This is a genomic window from Streptoalloteichus tenebrarius, from assembly GCF_024171885.1.
Taxonomy (GTDB): Bacteria; Actinomycetota; Actinomycetes; order Mycobacteriales; family Pseudonocardiaceae; genus Streptoalloteichus; species Streptoalloteichus tenebrarius.
In genome coordinates this window covers 147,581-168,043 of record NZ_JAMTCP010000007.1, presented here as the reverse complement: position 1 = coordinate 168,043, position 20,463 = coordinate 147,581, and the positions used below count along the sequence as shown (strand labels likewise).

The window sequence follows — 20,463 nt, the reverse complement described above, 5'->3', positions numbered from 1 at the left end:
GGCGGTCCCCGGTGGTTAAAACGATCTTTACCGTCGCTTAGGCCTGCCCGCTCAGGATTCCCCGGTGTGCCGAGCACCAGCTCGGCGTTCGGAAGGAGATCCACGATGGGCACTCGCAAGGTCGTGACGGCGGTGCTGCCGGCGTCGGCACTGGTTCTGGGGTTGCTGTCGGGCCTGACGGGAACGGCGACCGCCGCGCCGGCGGAAGCCGCCGCCCCCAACCCCTCGGTGGTGGACGAGTCGCCGGAGGGCGTCCAGGAGCCGGAGGACATCACGGCCGCCGACGCCAGCTACGGCGGCACCATCACCAGGAACGAGGTCATGAAGCGGGCCAAGGACTGGTGGGACAGGAAGGTCCCGTACAACCAGAACGCCTCCGCCTGGGACATCAACAAGGGCAAGAAGTACCGGACGGACTGCTCCGGCTACGTCTCCATGGCGTGGAAGCTGAAGACCAGCCGCACCACGTACACGCTGGACGAGGTGTCCAAGAAGATCGGCTGGGGCGACCTGAAGCCGGGCGACATCGTGCTGTCCAACGGTCACGTCAAGCTGTTCGAGAAGTGGGCCGACAGCAAGAAGACCGTGATGTGGATCTACGAGCAGGGCAGCACGAAGACGGACATGGACCACGAGAAGGTCTCCGTCTCCTGGCTGAAGAACAACGGCTACACGCCGAGGAAGTACGACAAGATCAAGTGACGGTCTCGTGACGCCACGCGAGGACCCGCCCGCCAGCCCTCCGGCGGGCGGGTCCTCCGGCGCGTGTGCCTTTCTCTGTCCACTGAGGACAACGCTTGCGGGAGAGGAATCCTCGCAAAATCCACTGTGGACGATGTTGTTCCGCGTGAAGGTGAAGGGAGTTGGGGCGGGAGACGTTCGAGTCTTCCCGCCCCCCACTCAACAGGTAGGTAAGCGGTCAGTTCGACGAGTCATCGGTGTCGAATGTGTTCTCCACGGTGTCGTCACCCTGCGATCAGTGGTCCAAGTCCCGGTCGAACTCATCGTTCTACTTCCCCATCCGCGTCCACCCAGATCTCGTTGGCGCGTTCCTTCGCCGAGAAGGTGGCTTGGACTTCCTGACGGTGGTGCTTCACAAGATGAACGAGGTGAACAGTCCGCCTCAGGGCCGTGCCCGTGATGGCGGGCTGAACGGGGGAGGTCCACCGCTCCTCGGCCCCGCAGAAGTCACAGGTCTGCTTGACTTTCACGTTGTCACCCGAAAGAGTGAATGTCTGTTGAATGGGATGGATCTTGACCCGAGCCATGATCCCCATCGTATGGCTGAGCAAGGCTCAGCCAACCTGCCGCCGGACAGTTGGGGCAGCTCGGGTGTGCCCATGCCGGCAAGGCGCGTGGTCAGGTGGCCTTGCAGAGGGGGCGTCCCGCGTCGGCTTCGCTCTGGGGGGACGTGCCGTTCCGCCGTGCGGCGTCCGCCTCGGCGAAGCGGGAACCGGCCCGGTACTCGCTCGGGCTCAGTCCCCGCACGCGCTTGAACGCGGCGCTGAAGCTGAAGGCGTCCGCGTAGCCCACGCGGCGGGCGACCTCACCGACGGTGGCGGTGGACTCGGCCAGCAGGTCGGCGGCCAGCGTCATCCGCCACTCGGTCAGGTAGGTCAGCGGGGGCTCGCCGACCAGCTCGGTGAACCGCTTCGCCAGCGTCGTGCGGGAGACCGCCGCCTCGGCGGCCAGGTCCGCCAGCGACCACGGCCGGTCGGGAGCGGCGTGCATGGCGCGCAGCGCCGGACCCACGACGTCGTCGCCCAACGCCCGGTACCACGTGGGCGGCTCCGCGTCCGCCGAGTCGAACCAGTCCCGCAACGTGCACACCAGCAGCCAGTCCAACAGTCGGTCCAGCACGATCTGCCGGCCGGGGCGACCGTTGGTGAGTTGCGCCTCCAGGTAGGCCCGCATCGCGGAGCAGTCCTGCTCGTCCGGCACGACCACGACGGGCGGGAGTACGCGCAGCAACCGGCGCGGCCTCTCGCGCCGTACCTGGTACGCGCCCACCATGAAGATCGTCGGGCTGCCCAGTTCCTCACCGGCCACCCTGGGGTCCATTCCTCCACTGTGGACGTCGCGGCACAGCTCCCGCCGCGTCGCCGAGCGGGGCTCGTCGGCGAACACGAAGGGCTCGGGGCCGCGCACGATCGCCGCCTCGCCCTCCTGGACCAGTCGGGGCGGCGTGCCGTCGTCCCGCACGATCCATCCCTGTCCCCGCAACGGAACGCACAGCGTCAGTGACGCCCCGTCGACGAACCGCAGCGCCCACGGGGGAGACAGCACGGACCGGCCGAAGAGGGCGCCCTCGGCGCGCAGACCCCGCAGGAGATCGTCGAACGGCTCCATGCCACCAGCCTATGTCCCCGGACGATCGGTGATGGACGCCGGACGCTGGCACATGGAGGAATGGTCCCGTGGTGGGTTGACTCGGGTCGTGACGACACGTGGACACGAATTCCTCGTCCTGGGCGCGACGGGCAAGACCGGGCGCCGCGTGGTGCGGCGACTGCGCGCGGCGGGCGAGACGGTGCGGGCGGCCTCCCGCTCCGGGGAGGTGCGCTTCGACTGGGCCGACCGGGCCTCCTGGTCGGCCGCCCTGAACGGCGTCTCCGCCGTCTACCTGGTCGCACCGGACGACCCCGCTCCCGTGCGCGACTTCGTGGACGAGGCCGTGACGGCGGGCGTCGGCAGGTTCGTCGTCCTGTCCGGGCGCGGGATCGACCACATCGGGCCGGGGTTCGGCGAGGGCATGATCGAGGCCGAGCGGGCGGTCCGCGCCTCGGGCGTGGAGTGGACGATCATCCGGCCCAACAACTTCGACCAGAACTTCGACGAGGACCTGTGGCACGCGCCGTTGCGGGAGGGCCGGCTCGCCCTGCCGATCGGTGAGGTCCCCGAGCCGTTCGTGGACGTCGAGGACGTGGCCGAGGTCGCGGCGACCCTGCTGACCGCCGACGGGCACGCCGGGCGGACCTACGAGCTGTCCGGACCGAGGGGCCTGACCTTCGGCGAGGTCGTCGACCAGGTCGCCGCGGCGACCGGGCGGGTGATCCGGTTCGAGTCGCTGACGTTGCCGGAGTACCGCGCGGAGCTGCTGGCCGCAGGCGTGCCGGAGGCGGGGGCCACCGCGCTGTGCGCGATGTTCGCCCTGCACCAGACCGGCGTCACCTCCGAGCCCGTCGACGGCGTGCGGAGCGTTCTCGGGCGGGAGCCGGCGACCTTCGAGGCCTACGTCGCCCGGGTCGCCGCCACCGGCGCGTGGTCGTGAGGCCCCGAACAACCACACAAGGCCTGCTCCGGGTGCGCCAGTGACGTACTGGTGACCGCCCGGAGTTGCGGGGGGAAAGGACCCGCCGTGCGCGCGAACCAGCGCCGCACGGCGGGTTCCTCCCGTTTGCGCTGCTCAAGGGGGGTGTGCGCCGAATGGGTCGCCGCCGAACAGGTGGCCTCGACTGAGACCTCTCGGCGGTGTGACCGGTGTCGACAGGGGCGTACCGTTCGTTCAGAACCCACTGAACGGTCGTCCTCCGGGAGTCGATCATGATGAGCGACGGCGAGGCCGAGTTCGTCGACCGCGTCGGGTTGTTCTTCGAGTCGCTGGGCGCCCCCAGGACGATGGGGCGGATCTACGGCTGGCTGATGATCTGCGACCCGCCCGACCAGTCCCTGACCGCGTTGGCGAGGACGCTCTCGGTGAGCAAGGCGTCGGTCAGCACCACCATCCGGCCGATGAGCGAGGGCGGCCTGGTCGAGCGGGTCCCGGTCGCCGGCCGCGAGCACCACTACCGGATCGTGCCCGGCGGCCTGTCCCGGCTCGTCCGGCTCCACTTCACGCGGGTGGGCGCCGGCGCCGAGGTGGCCGCGTTCGGGCTGTCGGTCGTCGACGAGGACCGGGCGGGGCCGCGTGAGCGGCTGGCCGAGTTCCGCGACTTCTGTGAGTTCACCCAGCGGGAGGCCGGCAGCGAGTTCGTGCGCCGCTGGGCGGAGTTCCGGACCACCAAGGGGAGCCAGTGATGACGGAGAAGGTCGACTTCACCGGCGTGCAGTCCACGATGCTCGTGACCCTGTACCTGCGGGCGACCGAGAGTCGCACGAAGGACTCGGTCCTGGGGGACAGGTGGGCCGACGAGCTGCTGTCCCGGATCGACTACGACTTCCGGAAGCTGAGGTTCGCGGCGGGCAGCCGGTATGTGGTGGCGTTGCGCGCCCGGCAGCTCGACGAGTGGTCCCGCGACTTCCTCCGCCGCCACCCGGACGCGACCGTGCTCCAACTCGGCTGCGGGCTGGACAGCCGGGCCCTCCGGCTCGACGTCCCCGAGCAGGTGCGGTGGTTCGACGTGGACCACGCGGACGTGATCGAGCTGCACCGGCGGCTCTTCCCGGAGTCCGAGCGGTACCGCACCATCGCCGCGTCGGTCACGGAGTCGGAGTGGTGGGACCAGGTGCCCACGGACCGGCCCGTCCTGGTCATCGCCGAGGGCCTGCTCATGTACCTGCCCGAGGAGGAGGTCCGCCGGCTGCTCCGGCGGATCACCGACCGCTTCCCGTCCGGCGAGGTGGTGTTCGACGCGGCGTCCCCGGCGTGGGTCAGGATGACGAAGGTGGCGCCGAGGGGCTACCCGTCGTTCCAGTCGGCGATCGGGGACGGCCGCGAGGTCGAGCGCTGGAACCCGCGGCTGCGGTACCGCGAGGCGGTGTCCGTCCTACGGCAGTTCCCGAGGATCCCGGTGCGGTCCTATCGCATCGCGCACGGGTTGTTGGGTCGTCTCCCGGGGATGCGTGACTGGATGCGGGTGTTCCGCTTCGAGTTCTGAGCGAACGCTCGTCTCTGAACGAACGCTCGTCTCTGAACGAACGGTCGTCCGACAGGGCACCAAAGATGCGATGACACCGGGGCTACCGGAGATGCCTCTTCCCGTGCGTTGCCTACTTGTCGTGCACGTCCAGTAACTCCTCGACAACGAGCGGAAGTCCCTGACGCCCGCCCGGAGACGCGCTCGGCGAGCCGTGCTCGCCCCGTCTCCGGGCTTCGTCGCTTCTGGTCGCGTCGCGCGTTGTGAACGCCGCGCGTGCACGCGTGGGACGCCTCCGTGACCGAACCTGAGCCTGGTCGTGACCTTCCGCGAACCAGTTCGCACGTCCCGGAATCCATTCCGAAGCGCCTCCCTCCCGTGTGCCGGCACGGTCGACGACTGCGCGAACGAGCAGAGTCCGCGCAGGTGACAGGCGGTGGAGCCGGCCGGGAGGCGAGCGGGAGGGCGGCGTTCGCCGCTGGTAGCCACGCTGCCCGTCCCGGATCTCGGCTCAGGATCAACTCTTCCCCTGGGCGACGGCAGATGCTTGAATCTGCGCACAACGCGGCGGTTTGAAGCATCAGCGCTCATATTGGGGAGGCGGCGGCAAGGTGGACCTGCGGATCGGGATCATCGGCTACGGACTGCGGGCGTCGCTCGTCGACCACGCCCACCAGCCGGGCGCGGGCTCGGCGGTCGTCGCGGTGTGCGACCCGAGGCGGGAGCGGCTGGCCGCCGCCGCGGAGCGGTACGGCGCCGACACCGTCCTCGCCACCACCCTCGACGAGCTCCTGGCGGCCGACCTCGACGCCGTGTTCGTGCTCAGCCCCGACCACCTCCACGAGGAGCACGCGCTCGCCGCGCTCCGCGCGGGTGTCGCGGTGTACCTGGAGAAGCCGCTGGCGATCACGACCGAGGGCGGTGACCGCATCCTCGCCGAGGCCCACGCTAGCGGGGCCAAGCTCTACGTCGGGCACAACATGCGGCACATGCCCGTCATCCAGACCATGCGCGAGCTGGTCGTGGCCGGGGAGATCGGTGAGGTCAAGGCCGTGTGGTGTCGGCACTTCGTCGGCCACGGCGGCGACTTCTACTTCAAGGACTGGCACGCCGAGCGCAGCAGGAGCACCGGCCTGCTGCTCCAGAAGGGCGCGCACGACATCGACGTGATCCACTGGCTGGCCGGCGGGTACACGCGGCGGGTCAACGCCATGGGCGGGCTCACCGTCTATGGTGGGATCTCCGACCGGCACGACGGGTCGGGCTACCTCGACGGCCACGACTGGGACCGCTACGAGCGCAACTGGCCGCCGACGGCGCAGACCGGACTGAACCCGGTGATCGACGTCGAGGACCTGAGCATGGTCACCATGGCGCTGGACAACGGCGTCTTCGCCACCTACCAGCAGTGCCACTACACGCCCGACTACTGGCGGAACTACACCGTCATCGGGACGGAGGGCCGGCTGGAGAACTTCGGCGACGGCACCGGCGCGCGGGTCGAGGTGTGGAACCGCCGGCACCGCGGCTACGCGGCGCAGGCCGACCGGACCGTGGCGGTGGGCGAGGCCCAGGGCGGCCACGGCGGGGCCGACCCCCGCATCGTGGCCGAGTTCCTGCGGTTCGTCAGGGACGGCGGCCGCACCCTGACCTCCCCGGTCGCGGCCAGGGAGGCCGTGGCCACCGGCTGCGCGGCCACCGAGTCGCTGCGGTCGGGCGGCGCCCCGGTCGACGTCCCCGTGCTGGACGCGGACCTGGTGTCCTACTTCGACGGTGGTCAGCGCAGGGGCTGAACCGTCCACCGGGTGTCCACTTCGGACACCGCATCGACGCACCGGACGCCGGGCCGGCCCGCGCACCGCGGGAAGCCCGGCTCCTGTGCCATACCTGGGCACGACTGAGCGGAAGTTGGCTGTGCTGGCCCGGATCCCGCTCGCGGCGCACGCCCCACCCGGCGGCTGGGGCGTGGGAAGCGGACCGCGGCAGGGGATTCGTTCGCACGAGGAGAACGAGATGACATACAGGAAGCGCATGGCGGCGGTGGGCGCGGCCGTCGGTCTGCTGGTCGGCACCGCGGCGTGCTCCATGAACACCCAGACCGGTGGCAGCTCGGGTGTGCTGCGGGTGGACAACGGGGCCGACCCCACGCACCTCGCGCCCCAGCAGAACACCGGCAGCCAGGTCGCCATGGCGCTGTGCGAACCGCTGACCGGCCTGAACCCGTCCACCGGCGCGGTGGAGATGCGCGCGGCGACCAGTGTGGACAGCCCGGACGCCCAGCACTACACGATCAAGATCAGGGAGGGGCGGAAGTTCCACAACGGCGAGGACGTCACCGCCCACTCCTTCGCCGACGCGTGGAACGCCACCGCCTACGGCCCCAACGGCTGGCTCGGCAACACGACCTTCAGCCCGGTCGCCGGCTACGACGAGATGAACACGACCGGGACGCCGGCCGTCAAGGAGCTTAGCGGCGTGAAGGTCGTGGACGACCACACGCTCCAGGTGACCCTGAAGACGCCCAACGCGGACTTCCCGATGGTCCTGTCCACACTGGGCACCTGCCCGATGCCCAAGAGCGGACTGGCCGACCCGAAGGCCTACGACAACGCCCCGGTCGGCAACGGTCCGTACAAGTTCGTGAAGTGGGACCACAACCAGCAGGTCGTCGTGGAGCGCTGGGAGGACTACCCCGGCCAGAAGCCCGACGCCAAGCAGATCGTGTTCAAGGTGTACCAGTCGCCGGACACCGCCTACCGCGACGTGCAGGCCGGCCAGCTCGACGTGCTGCGCAACCTGCCCACCAACCTCATCAAGGACGCCAGGCAGTCGCTGGGCGACAAGCGCACCACCGAGGTCGAGCAGCAGACCCTCATCGTGCAGATGCTCGTCCCGCAGTACGTCGAGGAGCTCCGGGACCCGAGGCTGCGGCAGGCGCTGTCGATGGTGATCGACCGTGAGGGCCTGGCCAACGCGCTCCTCCAGGGCGGCGCGGCCCCGGCCTACTCCATGCTGAGCAACGTGGCCAACGGCTACCGCGACAAGTCCTGCGCCGCCTGCGTCCGCGACGTCGCCAAGGCCAAGGAGCTGGCCGCGCAGGCCGGCGGGTTCCGCAAGCCCGTCGTGCTCTGGTACTCCGTGGGCGCGTCCACCCAGTACCTGGAGCAGGTGGCGCAGGCCGTGGCGAACTCGGTGCGCCAGGACCTCGGGGTGGAGGTCCAGCTCAAGCCGGTGCGTGGCCCGGAGTTGCAGTCGGCGTACCAGAGCAACGCCCTGACCGGTCCCGTGATCAACCTGTGGGGCCTGGCCTACCCGAGCGCCGACCAGTTCCTGTCGATGTTCCGGCAGGGCGGCGACGGCAACGAGTACACCCGCTACGACAACCCCGCCGCCAACGAGCTGATGCGCCAGGCGCTGTCCGCGCAGGACAAGGCCACCGCCGCGAGGCTGTGGGGCCAGGCGGAGGACGCCCTGCTGGCCGACATGCCCTCGGTGCCGCTGTTCTTCCCCAAGGCGTTCGTGGCGCACAGCGAGTGCGTGAAGGTGGGCAACGTCTACGGCGACGTGCAGTACTACAGGTCGGCCCTGACCTGTCAGGGCAAGTGACGGGGACGGCGGGACAGACGCATGCTGGGTTACGTCCTGCGCCGGCTCGCGGCGATGGTGCCGGTGCTGATCGGGGTCACCTTCCTGATCTTCGCGCTGGTGCACGCCCTGCCGGGCGACCCGATCGCCGCGATGGCCGGGAACCGGCCGCTGAGTCCCTCGACCGTCGCCGCGCTGCGCCAGCAGTACCACCTCGACGAGTCGCTGTGGACGCAGTACTGGTACTACATGACCGGCCTGGCGCACGGCGACCTGGGCACCGACTTCCACGGCCGGCCGGTCAGCGAGCTGATCGCGGAGCGATGGCCCGTCACGTTCAACCTCGCGTTGACCGCCTGGGTCATGAAGATCGTGATCGGCATCGGCGTCGGCGTCTACGGGGCGCTGCGCCGCGGCCGGCTCGGTGACCACCTGGCGCTGGGCTTCACGGTGTTGTTCATCGCCCTGCCCGGGTTCGTGTTCGCCTTCATCGCGCAGCTCGTGTTCGGGGTCAACCTCCAGTTGTTCCCGATCGCGGGCATCGCCGACGGCTGGCCCATGAGCTTCCTGCTGCCGGCGCTGGTGATCGCGCTGGAGACGGCGGCCCCGCTGGCCCGCCTCACCCGGTCCAGCCTGGTGGAGGTGCTGCGGTCGGACTTCATCCGGACCGCACGGGCCAAGGGCGCCGCGCCGGCGCGCGTGGTGTGGGGGCACGCGATGCGCAACTCGATGATCCCGGTCGTGACCTACCTCGGTCTGAGCCTGGCCACCCTGCTCGGCGGCGCGGTGATCGTGGAGTCCGTGTTCAACCTGCCCGGAGTGGGCGGTCTGATGGTGCAGGCGATCCAGACCCAGGAGGGTTCGGTGGTGGTCGGCGTCGCCACCTTCATCATCCTGGTGTACCTGCTGGTGAACCTGGTCGTCGACCTCTGCTACGGCCTGATCGACCCGAGGGTGCGGCGTGTCTGAGACGGTTCTGGCTACCCCGGCGGCCGCCCCGGCGCGGCGGCGCGACGGCCTGCGCGGTCTGCTGCGCAAGCCCCTGTTCGTGGTCTCGGCCCTGATCACCCTGCTGTACCTGGCGATGGCGGCGTTCCCCGGGCTGTTCACCAGCGTGGACCCGAGGGCGTGCTCGTTGGCCTTCAGCGGGGTGGGGCCCTCGTCCGGCCACCCCTTCGGCTACGACCTCCAGGGCTGCGACTACCTGGCGAACATCATCTACGGCACCCGGTCGTCGATCAGCATCGGTCTGCTGGTGACGGTGGCGACCTTCGTGCTGGCGGCGGTGTTCGGCGGGCTCGCCGGCTACTTCGGCGGCCTGGTCGACGGGGTGGTCTCCCGGACGGCCGACATCATGTTCGGGTTGCCGTTCATCGTGGCCGCGATCGTGGTCCTGAACATGTTCCCGCAGCGCGACGTGCTGTCGGTGTCGCTGGTGCTGATCGTGCTCGGCTGGCCGGGCGGGATGCGGTACATGCGCGGCTCGGTGCTCAAGGTGCGCAACCTGGAGTACGTGCAGGCCGCGCGCGTGCTCGGGTCGGGGCACACGCGGGTGCTGCTCAGCCACGTCATGCCGAACTCGCTGACGCCGCTGATCGTGCTGAAGACGCTGGAGGTCGGCGCGGTGATCGCCGCGGAGGCGGCGCTGACCTTCCTCGGCGTCGGGCTCCAGCCGCCGGCGATCTCCTGGGGCCTCCAGCTCTCGGCGGCGCACTCCCAGTGGCAGGCCCACCCGCACCTGGTGATCTTCCCGTCGATCTTCCTGTCGTTGGCGGTGCTGGCCTTCGTCGTGCTCGGCGACAGCCTCCGCGACGCGCTCGACCCGAAGGAGCGGTGACCCGGTGAACCTCGCGAACCGTGCCAAGTCCACAGTGGACACCGCTTCTCCTGCTTCTCCTCCGTCGTCGTCGGCGCTGCTGGAGGTGACCGACCTGCGGGTGGACTTCCACACGCGGGCCGGCAGGGTGCACGCGGTGGACGGCGTCAGCTTCTCGGTCGCGGCGGGGGAGACCCTGGCCGTGCTGGGCGAGTCCGGCTCCGGCAAGAGCGTCACCGCCCAGGCGATCATGGGCATCCTGGACAGCCCACCGGCCGAGATCGTGGGCGGCTCGGTGCTGCTGGAGGGCAGGGACCTGCTCACCCTGCCGGCCGCGCAGCGGAGGGCCGCGCGCGGCTCCGAGATCGCGTTGGTGTTCCAGGACTCGCTGTCCGCGTTGAACCCGGTGCAGCCGGTGGCCCGGCAGATCGCCGAGCTGTACCGCATCCACCGGGGGATGGGCCGGAGCGAGGCGTGGCGGCGCGCGGTCGAGATGATGGACAGGGTGCGCATCCCGGCCGCCGCCAGCAGGGCGCACGACTACCCGCACCAGTTCTCCGGGGGCATGCGGCAGCGCATCGTGATCGCGATGGCGTTGGCGCTGGACCCCAAGGTGGTCATCGCGGACGAGCCGACCACGGCGCTGGACGTCACGGTGCAGGCCCAGATCCTCGACCTGCTCGCCGAGCAGCAGCGGGAACGCGACATGGGCCTGATCCTGATCACCCACGACCTCGGGGTGGCCGCGCAGGTGGCCACCAACGCGGTGGTGATGTATGCCGGGCGGATCGTGGAGCGCAGCCGCGTCAGGGACCTGTTCCTCGACCCGGTGCACCCCTACAGCCACGGGCTCGTGGCCTCGATCCCGCGCGATCTGCCCAGGGGCAGCGCGTTGCCGGCCATTCCCGGCATGCCGCCCAGCCTGACCGCCCGGCCCGGCGGGTGCCAGTTCCATCCGCGGTGCCCGTTGGCCCAGCCCCGGTGCCGGACCGACGAGCCCCCGCTCCTGCCGGTCAAGGACGGTCGGGAGAGCGCGTGTCACTTCTGGACGAAGGTGGGCGAACGATGAGCGAGGCCGTGCTGGAGGTGCGCGACGTCACCAGGCACTACCAGAAGCGGCGACCGGGGCGGCCGTGGCAGAAGGACGTCGTGCGCGCCGTGGACGGGATCGACCTGACGCTGTACCGGGGTGAGGCCCTCGGCGTGGTCGGCGAGTCGGGCTGCGGGAAGTCCACATTGGCCAAGCTGCTGGTCGCGCTGGAAAAGCCGACCTCGGGCGAGATCCGTTACCGGGGCAAGGACATCAACGCGGTGCGCGGCGCCGACTGGAACACCATGCGGCGCAACATCCAGTTGCTGTTCCAGGACCCGTACGCCTCGCTGGACCCGCGCAAGACGGTGGCCAACATCGTCGGCGAGCCCTTCCGCATCCACCGGGATCTCGTGCCCAAGCACCGGATTCGGGACCGGGTGCGGGAGCTGCTGGACATGGTCGGGCTCGACCCCGACCACCTCGACCGCTACCCGCACGAGTTCTCCGGCGGGCAGCGGCAGCGGATCGGCATCGCCAGGGGGATCGCGCTCAACCCGGAGATCCTGGTCTGCGACGAGCCGGTGTCGGCGCTCGACGTCTCGGTCAGGGCGCAGGTGATCAACCTGCTCACCGAGCTGCGGCGGGAACTCGGGCTGACCATCGTGTTCATCGCGCACGACCTGGACGTGGTGCGGCACTTCTCCGACCGCGTGATCACCATGTACCTGGGTCGGATCGTCGAGGAGGGTCCCTGCGACGCGGTCTACGACCGACCGTCGCACCCCTACACCCGCGCGCTGCTCTCGGCGGCGCCCCGCCCGGACTTCGACCGCCCGGCCGTCGGCCGCATCCTGTTGGAGGGCGACCCGCCGTCGCCGATCAACCCGCCGAGCGGCTGTTCCTTCCACACCCGGTGCTGGATGGCGCGGCCCGAGTGCGCGCAGCAGGTGCCGCCGCCCTTCGACCTCGGCGACGGCCACACCGCCCGCTGTCTGTTCGCCGACGAGGTCGCCACCGCCAACCCTCACCGGTAGGCGCAGAGCCGGGTCCCCATATCCGGGCCACAACAGCGCCACAACAGGGCCACAACAGGGCCACAACAGCGGGTGGGGTACCTCTCCGAGGTGCCCCACCCGCCTGTTTGGGGCTTCTTCACGCCGCGAGCAGGACGCGTGCGCGCTCGTTGAAGTCCGCCACGAGCGGGTGCGGACCATAGGACAGCATGCGGCGCTGAACGTCGCGGACGGCCTCCACCGAACGCGACGACTTGACCCTGCGGGCGAGATCGAGGGTGCGTACCCCTGCGGCGTGCGCCGCGTCCAGATCCCGTCGTTGCAGATGGGTCACCGACAACGCCGCATACGAGAGCGCGCCTCGGCGAGCACGGTTCTGCTGGCGAGCATGGGCGATCGACCGCCGGGCGTGCGGTTCCGCCAACTCCGGCTGCCCCAGGTCCCGGAACGCGTTCGCCCACTCTCCGCAGAGGTACGCGGGGTCGATGAACCGCGCCCATTCGGGCTCGCGGCCGGGTTCGACCCGCGCGAACGCGCGCTCGGCCTCGTTGATCGCATGCGCTGTCCCGGCCTTGTCGCCCATCACCGCCAGCGCTCGCGCCTCCAACGTCCACAGGTCCGCCAGGCACGCGGGCGAGTTCACCCGGGAGAGGCCCTGTCGACCCGCCTGGGCGAGCCTCCGGCCTTCCTGCGGAGACCCCAGCAGGGTTGCCTGGTCCGCCATCCCGGCGAGCACGTGCGCGCCCAGCGCCGGGTCCTGGGACTCTTCCGCCAGCCGGAGGGCCTGGATCAGGTACCGCTGCGCGGTGCCGTGCTCGCCGTTGTCGAACGCCATCCACCCGAGGAGATACGTCTGTTCCGCCGCCGCGGCGCACAACGCCCGGTGGACCTCCTGTGTGTAGGTGCGGCGCAGGAGGGGATAGACATGCTCGTTCATGTAGGCCGCCAGCGCCATGCGCCCGGACCCGCCGCCCTGGAAGATGTCCATCTCCTGAAACGTGCTGAACATGTTCCTCACGGCGGTCACGTCTTCCAGCCGCACCCGCCGGCCGGGTTCGGGCATCTGCTCCAGGGTGTTGAGCAGCCAGTCCCGGGACGGGCCAACCGCCGCGAGCGCCGCGAAAGGTGCCGATGTGAGGAACTTCCTACGGTCCACGTCCGCCCTCCCAAGGTTGGAGACCGCGTCGACGGTCGCCGCAAACGATGGTTGTAGGTCAACGAGAAGAGGTCCGCCAGGGTGGTGGGAACCGGGGTACGCGGGGGTGAGTCTTTCGGCAACGGCGTCCTGGAGGACTTGAGCCGTTCATGCGACCACCGCGAGGATCACGCCATGCGCCTGTTGGTTCTCGGCGGCTCCTGGTTCTACGGTCGCGCCGTCGTGGAGGCAGCCACGGCGGCTGGGTGGGAGATCACCACTTTCCGACGGGGCCGCACCGGCCAACCCCTCGACATGGGGAGCGCACTCTCCGAACCCTGGGAAAGTAGTTGAGTGTCGCAGTAGCGCTACTCTCGGCTACGGAGACGACACGGCAAGCACGCGGGAGGCGCAATGCCCGGCTCCGATGCCACCATCGGTACCCGAGTTCGGAAGCTGCGTGAGCGCGCGGGAAAGAGCCGCGCCGCACTCGCTGGTCTTCTCGGCAAGTCCGAGGACTGGTTGAAGAAGATCGAGCGCGGCGAGCGCGGACTCACCGTCCAGATGGCCACTCGGCTGGCCCGCCAGCTCGGAATCCGAGACTTCCGGGAAATCTACGGCGACGACCTGGCCACCCCGGTTGTCACCACCGACCGCCCCAGCCACCCACTCGCCGACTCCGTCGGCCTTGCCCTCACCACCTATCTCCCGCGAAACGACGAGCCTGTCGCGCTCGACCACCTCAAGGCTCGGGTCCACTCGACGTGGCGGACCTGGCACAACAGCCCCACGATGCGAACCGACGTCGCCTCCGCGCTGCCAAGCCTGATCACGGGCGCCCGGATGGCGGTGGCCGGGGCCGACAGCGATGCGGACCGCAGGACAGCACGCTTCGTGCTGTCCGAGGTGTACCACCTCGGACAGGCATACCTCGCCTGGGTCGATGGAGCCACGCACTGGTACTGGCTGACAGTCGATCGCGGACTCCAGATGGGCGAGGACGCGGACAATCCGACCGCACGGGCGAGCGCCTTGATGTACTACGCGTTCGCTCTCCGAGCGAGTGGCCAGGCGGAAGGCGCGCTCGATGTGCTGCACACGGCGGTCGAAGCCCTCAATCCGGTTCTTGAGAGCGGCGACCACGATGTCTGGGGGATGCGAGGTGCGCTGCACCTCGCCATCGCCAGCACCGCCGCCCGGCATCTGGGCGACCCGTCGGCATGGCTGGCGGTGGAGGAGGCCGACCGCGTGGCTTCCCGACTCCCCACGGGATATGTGCACCCTCGGCACCCGTTCTCTCGATCCCACGTTGATGTTCACCGATGCTGGGTGGCACAGAGCCTCGGGGATGTGAGCGAGGCACTTCGGCACGCTGACGCGATCGAACCGGACGACATTCCTTCAAGGGTCTGGCAGGCCCAGCACCTGATCAATGTCGCCCGCGCCTACCACCAACGCCGCGACACGACAGCGCTGCTTCCACTGGTGCAGGCCGAGCGGTACTCGCGCGAAGCCGTCCAGTTCTCCTTGCCGGCGCGAGAGGTGATCGCCGACCTCGCCCGGAACGGCAGGGACGCCGTGCGGCGGGAAGCGTCCGCGTTGGCCGAGCGCGTGAAGGTACTCGTGTAACCCTGTCACCCCATCGAATGGGGACAGACTGTCCCAGGGGACAGTCTGTCCCTAATTGATCACCGAGACCTCCCTAGCGTGGTGACCGCTACCACGGCTGACTGCTGGTAGCCGGGACACAACATCCTCGCCAGTGCCGGAGGTCGCGGTGATTCAACTTTCCAGCAGTGCCCTGGCGTCACCTTGCGAGACGAGGAACATCCTCTGGCGCACTACGCGGGGAGCCCAGAGGTGGGTCTGTTCGTGACTGGCCTCGCGGTGGGTCTGCTTGGGGTTGCGTTCTGGATGCTCGGGCACTGGGCGCGGTGTGTCCGCCCCGAATGCCAGGTGTGCGGGGTCGAACTCAGAGACGTGCTGGTCCCCACCGCCGACGGCGGCTTCGTTCTCGTGCTGCCCGGCCCCCGATCCGGGTTCGGGTCCGTGTTGCCCGTGTCGCCCGAACCGTGATCGCGCTGCTGGTCGCGGTGCTCCTGCTGCCCAGCGATGTCGGCTACCTCCTGGCCACGGTTGTGGCTGGCTTGAGATAGGCGGCCGCGTCTCGTTCGTTCAGCCCTGCCACATCCTCCCGGATGGCTGGGCTGCCCCAGTAGCGGGCGAGACGCGGGATGAGGCCCCGCTGGTGGACCGGGGCCTCGGCGGCGGGACCGGGTCCCCTCCCATCCCTGACCCCGGTCCCGCCGCCACCATCCAACGGGCCATCCATTCACTTGTCTGTCCTGAGTGGATCAATGTGCGGGAGGTATCCGTATGAGCAAGAAGCGTTGCACCATCATGTACCTGGCCAATCCGGAGTCCTGGGCCGCGTGGAACCGTCGCATGGCGCCTCTGCGTCGGCGGCGGGTGCGGGTGACCCTGCCCGTCCCCCCGCGCGGTCGAGCTGGCCGGGTCCAGCGCGAGCAGCATCCATGCGAGCAGTTCAGCGAACTGTCGCTCCGTGAGAGCCCTGGGCCTGACGAGCGCCCGCACGCTTTGCGCCTTCTACGGGCGCATGCGTTTCCTCCCCTGGAGGCCATCAGCCTCAGGGTCGTTGGTGTTGGTCTGGACTCAGTAGTTGAGTGGCAGGCGGAACCTCGCCGACATGCGGTCGCCAGCTCCCACAGCCGTGGTGGTCTCGACTGGCCGCCCTGCCGCGTCGGTGGTGATGCGGTACGTCACCAGGACAGGAACCCCTGGCGGAAGCTCCATGGTCTCGCGTTCCATGGGGTCGGGCATGCGCGTCCCGATCGTCTCGTCAGCCTCGACGGGCGCGTGACCCGCGTCGGCGAGGAGTCGGAACAGGCTCGTGCCCCGGTCCGGCCGACGCGTGGCGTCCGCCAGGTCTCCCGCGCCGCGCTCACGGACCGCGACGACGATGTGTTCGGGGAACCACTGGTCCGCGATCTGCGCGACGCCCAGGCCTTGCGTGAAGTGGCGCGTCCGGTGCACCACCCTGCTGCCAGGGTCGACGCCGAGGCGTTCGGCGATCTCCGAGTCCGCGGTCTCCCATTCGGCGAGGACGACCTCGTCCTGGCCGGCGCCCGCCTGTTCCTGCCACGTCCGGGCGACAGCCAGGCTGGCTGAGTAGCCCAGTTGCACTGATGCCGTCTCGCGGACCACCGTGCCAACACCCCTTCGAGGGAGCACAAGACCCTCGTTGGCGAGCGCCGCGATCGCGTCCCGCACCGTGTCTCGGGCGACGTCGTACCTCGCCATCAGCTCGGGAATCGCGGGCAACAGCGCGCCCGCCGGGTACTCGCCGCTGGCGATCGCGTCCCGAAGCTCATTCGCGATCTTCTGGTGCTTGGTCATGCCGGCCATCTCCTCTACCTACTCCGATCGGATGAACGTGTAGATGTTTGGGGTCAAGGTGTAGATGTTGCTCTGCGCTCGATGTTAGCTTCCCTGCGTCACTAAACGTCTACACGTTTCGCTGCCAGTCGCTGAGGCTTCGTCTACTTTGGACACGCAGGGGGCACCCGTGTTCACTCTTCTCCCCATCGGCAGCGCCGCCGTGCTGCTGGCGCTCGCGGTCACCATGGCCGTCATCGTCTTTCGACGCCACCCGATGTACGCGCCCGAGATCAATGCTGGCGAGAGACGGGGCGACATCGAGCAGAGAACCCTCCAGGAAGCGGTCACCGCATTTCGGGTGCGGTTCATGCGGACGCGAGTGGTCGCCACGGTCGATCTTTGGAGGATCTGATCGCGCTGCTGGTCGCGGTGCTCCTGCTGCCCAGCGATGTCGGCTACCTCCTGGCCACGGTTCTGGCCGGCTTGAGATAGGCGGCCGCGTCTCGTTCGTTCAGCCCCCCTTTGGCGTCCCGTGCGCCTAATGGGCTGCCCCAGTAGCGGGCGAGACGCGGGATGAGGCCCCGCTGGTGGACCGGGGCCTCGGCGGCGGGACCGGGTCCCCTCCCATCCCTGACCCCGGTCCCGCCGCCACCAACACACCCTTCGGTCTCATTCACCACTCCACACTGGACATATCAGGAGGCGATTGTCCGTGAGTAAGAAGCGTTGCGCGGTCCTGCACCTGGCCACTCCGGAGTCCTGGGCCGCGTGGAACCGCCGGATGGCGCCCCTGCGTCGGCGGCGGGTCCGGGTGACCCTGCCCGTCCCGCGCGCGGTCGAGCTGGCCAGGTACTACGGCAAGATCATGGCCGAGCGCCAGGCCCGGCTCGCCTCCGGGAAGTACCCGCGGTGAACGCCACCGACCAGGCCGCCGTGGATGCCTTCCCCGAACTCGCCCACCTGATCACGTTGCGCAATGGTGGCTGGCGGTTCCTGCCGCCGTTGGTGCGGGATGGTCGGCCGGTGGAGGTTGACGGGTTCCGGGAGTGGCCGGGCGGGTGGCGGGACGTGATCGGGGTCCGGTCGCCCACTGACGTCACCGGGTTGCGGATGACGGATGAGGACCCGCCGGGGATCGTGTGGGAACGCGACGGCCACCTGGGTGAGGTCGTGGCCGCCCTGTTGACGCTGCCCCCGCCGGGGGATCGGTTGGCTCCTCGGCTGGTGGTGGCGACCGGCCCTGCCCTGTGGTCGCCGATCAGCCCGTTGGCTTTGTAGGCCCGGCCCCCGACCGGCCATCGAATTCCCGTAGAGAAGGGGGGAATGTGTAGACGAGGGATTGTTCGGGATTCGGTTTTTCCGTCCAGTCGTTACCCCGTCAGGTCCGGGCCCGGCGGGGTAACGGCCTGTGTGCGTATCAACGAGGTCTGGGTGGCCTCCTCGTGCGTGGGCGGTCACACCTTCGGATGCGGCTCCCCGCGAGAGCCGGGCGGCGCGTGGCACAGACTGACCTCGTGCTCACGAGATCCTTCAGCGACCAGCTCCGGAGAAGCGCCAGAGCCGCAGGCGTCCTGCTCGTCAACCTGGCGTCGGGCGTCGCGGCGCTGCTCCTGCTCGTGGTCTGGCTCGGGGCGATGGCGTTGTGCCTGGTCGGTGTCGGCGTTCCCCTCCTGGTCGGCGTCACCGCGCTGGTGCGGCGGTTCACCGGGTGGGAACGGCGTCGGCTGGGGCGCGTTCTCGGCCGACTGGTCTCACAGCGGTACCGCGCCCCGTCCGACGCCTCCATGGTGGCCAGGTTCCGCGCGCTGGTCACCGACGGGGCGTCGTGGCGGGACCTCGGCTGGGTCGCGATCACCGCCACCGGGGGACTGGTGCTCGGGATGGCGACCGCCTACCTCGTGCTCGGCGCGCTGAACGCGATCACCGTCCCCCTCTGGTGGTGGGCCATGCCCTCCAGCGACCCGGTCACGCCCCTGCCCGGTGTCGCCGTGACGAGCTGGTCCAGCGCCCTGCTCGTCCCCTTCGTCGGGTTCGCCTACCTCGCGTTGGCGACCTTCGCCCCGGTGGTCGCCCACCTCTACGCGCGGTGGGGGGAGCGGGTGCTCACCCCGAACCCGGCCGCCCACCTCGCCGAACGCGTCGACTACCTGTCCCGGACCCGCGCCGAGGTGCTGGAGGCGCACGGCACGGAGCTGCGGCGCATCGAGCGCGACCTGCACGACGGCCTCCAGGCCCGGCTGGTCAACGTCAGCATGTACCTCGGCCTGCTCGACGAGCTGTTGGCGGACGACCACCCGGGCCGCGCGTTCGCGCGGCAGGCCCGGTCCCAGACGCAGGTCGCCCTGACCGAACTGCGCGCCGTGGTCCGCAGCATCTACCCGCCGATCCTGTCCGACCGTGGCCTGGTCGGAGCGCTGCGGACGGCGGCGGAGGACTGCGCGGTCCCGTGCGAACTCGACGCCGACGACGTTGGGGAGTTGCCTGCGGCGGTCGAGTCCGCCGCGTACTTCGGGGCCACGGAGGCACTGACGAACGCGGTCCGGCATTCCGGGGCGACCCACGTCCGGATCACGGTTCGTCGCTCGCCCGACCTGCTCACCGTGCGGGTCCACGACGACGGGGTCGGCGGTCTGGAGAAAGCATTGGCGGAGGGGGTGGCGGGCACCGGGTTGGCTGGCATCCGGACCCGGCTGCGCGCCTTCGACGGTACTTTCACCGTGCACAGTCCCGTGGGTGGTCCGACCGAGCTGACGATGGAGCTGCCATGCGCGTGGTGATCGCGGAGGACGAGCCGTTGCTCCGTGAGGGCCTGGCGCTCCTGCTGGGCGGGCGCGGGTTCGAGGTCGTCTCAGCGGTGGGCGACGCCGACGCGCTGGAGGCGGCCCTGGCGGAGGACCCGCCGGACGTCGTCGTCACCGACATCCGGCTGCCTCCCGGTCACCGGGACGAGGGGTTGCGGATCGCCACGGCGGCCCGCCGCCGGTTCCCCGGCCTGCCGGTCGTCGTGCTCTCGTCCTACGTGGAGAAGGAGTACGCGCGCGAGTTGCTCTCCGACGGCCACGGCGGTGTCGGCTACCTGCTGAAGGACCGGGTGGGCGACGTCGCCGAGTTCGTGCGCTCGGTGCGCCGCGTGGCGGAGGGCGGCACGGCCATCGACGGCGAGGTGGTCTCCCAGCTCGTGGCCAGGAGCCGCCCCGACCCGCTCGCGGCGCTCACGCCGAGGGAACGCGAGGTGCTCGCGCTCATGGCGGAGGGCCTGGACAACGCCGAGATCGCCGAACGGCTCGTCCTCACCGAACGCGCGGTGCTCAAGCACGTCGGCAACGTGTTCACCAAGCTCGACCTGCCGCCCTCCAGCCCGGGGCACCGCAGGGTCAGGGCCGTCTTGGCCCATCTCCGCGAGGCACACCGGGGGAGCTGAAACCCGCGGGATGGTGTCGCTGGCACCACCATGGATTCACGTCGTCGCTCCACTGTGCTCACCGCTCGCCGTTCCTAGCCTCGTGTCAGGCCCGCGGTCGCGGGACCAGGCACGGACGAGGAAGGTCACGATGAGCAAGGAGCGCAGGCGACCCGGTGGACCGACGGAGTGGGCACCCCGCGAGGAACGACGCGTGTGGCCCTGGATCCTCCTGGTCGTCCTCGTGGTGGGCGTGGTCATCAACGTCCTGCTGACGGTCTGAGCC

Annotated in this window: 21 protein-coding genes and 1 pseudogene; 18 read left to right on the top strand and 4 right to left on the bottom strand. The window is 69.8% G+C overall.

The genetic code is table 11. The features are described 5' to 3' along the window. The first annotated feature begins 105 nt into the window (after positions 1-105). Complete coding sequence (locus tag LX15_RS09725; protein ID WP_253669189.1) at positions 106-702, top strand: NlpC/P60 family protein; 597 nt, start codon at positions 106-108, stop codon at positions 700-702. A 299-nt stretch (positions 703-1,001) separates the two neighbouring features. Here LX15_RS09725 and LX15_RS09720 read toward each other — a convergent pair whose 3' ends face one another. Together LX15_RS09720 and LX15_RS09715 are read right to left on the bottom strand one after the other, a co-directional pair. Then, complete coding sequence (locus LX15_RS09720; RefSeq protein ID WP_253669188.1) at positions 1,002-1,268, bottom strand: hypothetical protein; 267 nt, start codon at positions 1,266-1,268, stop codon at positions 1,002-1,004. 91 nt (positions 1,269-1,359) lie between these two features. After that, complete coding sequence (locus LX15_RS09715) at positions 1,360-2,349, bottom strand: AraC family transcriptional regulator (RefSeq protein WP_253669187.1); 990 nt, start codon at positions 2,347-2,349, stop codon at positions 1,360-1,362. Positions 2,350-2,437: 88 nt separating this feature from the next. On the opposite strand from LX15_RS09715, the gene LX15_RS09710 reads away from it, so the two are divergent. The 9 genes from LX15_RS09710 (at position 2,438) to LX15_RS09670 (ending at position 12,264) form a co-directional block, all read left to right on the top strand. Next, on the top strand, positions 2,438-3,271 hold the full coding sequence (locus LX15_RS09710) for an NAD(P)H-binding protein (protein WP_253669186.1): 834 nt from the start codon (positions 2,438-2,440) through the stop codon (positions 3,269-3,271). 275 nt (positions 3,272-3,546) lie between these two features. Beyond that, entirely contained in the window at positions 3,547-4,017 is a 471-nt protein-coding gene (locus LX15_RS09705) for a GbsR/MarR family transcriptional regulator (protein ID WP_253669185.1), read from the top strand. Continuing rightward, on the top strand, positions 4,017-4,817 hold the full coding sequence (locus LX15_RS09700) for a class I SAM-dependent methyltransferase (RefSeq protein ID WP_253669184.1): 801 nt from the start codon (positions 4,017-4,019) through the stop codon (positions 4,815-4,817). The genes LX15_RS09705 and LX15_RS09700 overlap by 1 nt, the downstream gene beginning before the upstream one ends. Positions 4,818-5,407: 590 nt before the next feature. Next, positions 5,408-6,589, top strand: a complete 1,182-nt coding sequence (locus tag LX15_RS09695; protein ID WP_253669183.1) for a Gfo/Idh/MocA family protein — start codon at positions 5,408-5,410, stop codon at positions 6,587-6,589. 220 nt (positions 6,590-6,809) lie between these two features. Beyond that, complete coding sequence (locus tag LX15_RS09690) at positions 6,810-8,402, top strand: peptide ABC transporter substrate-binding protein (protein WP_253669182.1); 1,593 nt, start codon at positions 6,810-6,812, stop codon at positions 8,400-8,402. A 21-nt stretch (positions 8,403-8,423) separates the two neighbouring features. Then, positions 8,424-9,350 (top strand): ABC transporter permease, encoded by a 927-nt coding sequence (locus LX15_RS09685; RefSeq protein ID WP_253669181.1) that lies wholly within the window; start codon positions 8,424-8,426, stop codon positions 9,348-9,350. Then, positions 9,343-10,218 (top strand): ABC transporter permease, encoded by an 876-nt coding sequence (locus LX15_RS09680; RefSeq protein WP_253669180.1) that lies wholly within the window; start codon positions 9,343-9,345, stop codon positions 10,216-10,218. The genes LX15_RS09685 and LX15_RS09680 overlap by 8 nt, the downstream gene beginning before the upstream one ends. Before the next feature lie 34 nt (positions 10,219-10,252). After that, a complete protein-coding gene (locus LX15_RS09675) occupies positions 10,253-11,266 on the top strand; it encodes an ABC transporter ATP-binding protein (RefSeq protein WP_253669234.1) in 1,014 nt (337 codons plus the stop codon). Continuing rightward, entirely contained in the window at positions 11,263-12,264 is a 1,002-nt protein-coding gene (locus LX15_RS09670; protein ID WP_253669179.1) for an ABC transporter ATP-binding protein, read from the top strand. Before LX15_RS09675 ends, LX15_RS09670 begins: the two co-directional genes overlap by 4 nt. Positions 12,265-12,382: 118 nt before the next feature. Here LX15_RS09670 and LX15_RS09665 read toward each other — a convergent pair. Then, positions 12,383-13,531 (bottom strand): annotated as a pseudogene (locus LX15_RS09665) (NsdA family TPR-like regulatory protein); the annotation flags it as partial. A gap of 261 nt (positions 13,532-13,792) precedes the next feature. On the opposite strand from LX15_RS09665, the gene LX15_RS09660 reads away from it, so the two are divergent. After that, entirely contained in the window at positions 13,793-15,007 is a 1,215-nt protein-coding gene (locus LX15_RS09660) for a helix-turn-helix domain-containing protein (protein ID WP_253669177.1), read from the top strand. A 231-nt stretch (positions 15,008-15,238) separates the two neighbouring features. After that, a complete protein-coding gene (locus LX15_RS09655; RefSeq protein ID WP_253669176.1) occupies positions 15,239-15,454 on the top strand; it encodes a hypothetical protein in 216 nt (71 codons plus the stop codon). A gap of 597 nt (positions 15,455-16,051) precedes the next feature. On the opposite strand, the gene LX15_RS09650 is transcribed toward LX15_RS09655, so the two are convergent. Further along, positions 16,052-16,795, bottom strand: coding sequence for a GntR family transcriptional regulator (locus LX15_RS09650; RefSeq protein ID WP_253669175.1), 744 nt, complete (start codon positions 16,793-16,795; stop codon positions 16,052-16,054). A gap of 169 nt (positions 16,796-16,964) precedes the next feature. On the opposite strand from LX15_RS09650, the gene LX15_RS09645 reads away from it, so the two are divergent. From LX15_RS09645 to LX15_RS32355, 6 genes are all read left to right on the top strand, one after another. Next, positions 16,965-17,189, top strand: coding sequence for a hypothetical protein (locus LX15_RS09645; RefSeq protein WP_253669174.1), 225 nt, complete (start codon positions 16,965-16,967; stop codon positions 17,187-17,189). 300 nt (positions 17,190-17,489) lie between these two features. After that, positions 17,490-17,690, top strand: coding sequence for a hypothetical protein (locus tag LX15_RS09640; RefSeq protein WP_253669173.1), 201 nt, complete (start codon positions 17,490-17,492; stop codon positions 17,688-17,690). Then, positions 17,687-18,055 (top strand): hypothetical protein, encoded by a 369-nt coding sequence (locus LX15_RS09635; protein ID WP_253669172.1) that lies wholly within the window; start codon positions 17,687-17,689, stop codon positions 18,053-18,055. Before LX15_RS09640 ends, LX15_RS09635 begins: the two co-directional genes overlap by 4 nt. Before the next feature lie 236 nt (positions 18,056-18,291). Next, positions 18,292-19,554, top strand: a complete 1,263-nt coding sequence (locus tag LX15_RS09630; protein ID WP_253669171.1) for a sensor histidine kinase — start codon at positions 18,292-18,294, stop codon at positions 19,552-19,554. Beyond that, positions 19,542-20,198 carry a response regulator gene (locus tag LX15_RS09625; RefSeq protein ID WP_253669170.1) on the top strand — a complete coding sequence of 219 codons (657 nt, stop codon included), beginning with the start codon at positions 19,542-19,544 and terminating at the stop codon, positions 20,196-20,198. The genes LX15_RS09630 and LX15_RS09625 overlap by 13 nt, the downstream gene beginning before the upstream one ends. Before the next feature lie 130 nt (positions 20,199-20,328). Continuing rightward, entirely contained in the window at positions 20,329-20,460 is a 132-nt protein-coding gene (locus LX15_RS32355; RefSeq protein ID WP_301304301.1) for a hypothetical protein, read from the top strand. Positions 20,461-20,463: the final 3 nt, after the last annotated feature.

Coding starts and splice junctions, on each gene's coding strand:
- LX15_RS09725 (WP_253669189.1), top strand. CDS start 106: ATGGGCACTCGCAAGGTCGTGACGGCGGTGCTGCCGGCGTCGGCACTG.
- LX15_RS09720 (WP_253669188.1), bottom strand. CDS start 1,268: ATGGCTCGGGTCAAGATCCATCCCATTCAACAGACATTCACTCTTTCG.
- LX15_RS09715 (WP_253669187.1), bottom strand. CDS start 2,349: ATGGAGCCGTTCGACGATCTCCTGCGGGGTCTGCGCGCCGAGGGCGCC.
- LX15_RS09705 (WP_253669185.1), top strand. CDS start 3,547: ATGAGCGACGGCGAGGCCGAGTTCGTCGACCGCGTCGGGTTGTTCTTC.
- LX15_RS09700 (WP_253669184.1), top strand. CDS start 4,017: ATGACGGAGAAGGTCGACTTCACCGGCGTGCAGTCCACGATGCTCGTG.
- LX15_RS09690 (WP_253669182.1), top strand. CDS start 6,810: ATGACATACAGGAAGCGCATGGCGGCGGTGGGCGCGGCCGTCGGTCTG.
- LX15_RS09685 (WP_253669181.1), top strand. CDS start 8,424: ATGCTGGGTTACGTCCTGCGCCGGCTCGCGGCGATGGTGCCGGTGCTG.
- LX15_RS09670 (WP_253669179.1), top strand. CDS start 11,263: ATGAGCGAGGCCGTGCTGGAGGTGCGCGACGTCACCAGGCACTACCAG.
- LX15_RS09660 (WP_253669177.1), top strand. CDS start 13,793: ATGCCCGGCTCCGATGCCACCATCGGTACCCGAGTTCGGAAGCTGCGT.
- LX15_RS09650 (WP_253669175.1), bottom strand. CDS start 16,795: ATGACCAAGCACCAGAAGATCGCGAATGAGCTTCGGGACGCGATCGCC.
- LX15_RS09625 (WP_253669170.1), top strand. CDS start 19,542: ATGCGCGTGGTGATCGCGGAGGACGAGCCGTTGCTCCGTGAGGGCCTG.
- LX15_RS32355 (WP_301304301.1), top strand. CDS start 20,329: ATGAGCAAGGAGCGCAGGCGACCCGGTGGACCGACGGAGTGGGCACCC.